Genomic DNA, 356 nt, shown 5'->3' with positions numbered 1-356 from the left:
TCATTACCCTTCTCGCTTAACCTGTCCTCAGTTAAACACCCAAATTGCGCCGGGGGGAAATATCAAAATCCACTGTCGATGTGCAGGATCTGCAAATAGCGCCCCACCGTCTGCTCTCTTCTTTAACACCTTGTTCACTCATGCTTTTTTTCTCATAGCAAAGAACGATTTCTTATTTGGCGATAGCTTTCCCTTATGGGAGCGTAACGGGGTAAAACAAAAACAACGGGATGGCGTATGACTATGGCTGCAAAAATGAAAGGGTTTAAAAAACGGGCGCAGGTTCTGGGATTAGTGGCAGCCTGGGGCCTGGTTTCAGCGCAGGCGCAGGCCGATCGGCTGGCGGATATCAAGGC

General features: G+C 49.2%; 1 protein-coding gene. It reads left to right on the top strand.

The window, feature by feature from the left end; genetic code table 11:
- On the top strand, positions 1-241 hold a 241-nt coding region (locus tag AB4124_RS34140), incomplete at its 5' end, for a hypothetical protein (protein ID WP_441975454.1).
- Positions 242-356 lie beyond the last annotated feature (115 nt).

This window comes from Paenibacillus sp. 2KB_20 (genome assembly GCF_052115765.1).
Taxonomy (GTDB): Bacteria; Bacillota; Bacilli; order Paenibacillales; family Paenibacillaceae; genus Paenibacillus_AQ.
The sequence above is the reverse complement of the archived record's forward strand: the minus strand, read 5'-3'. Positions and strand labels throughout refer to the sequence as shown.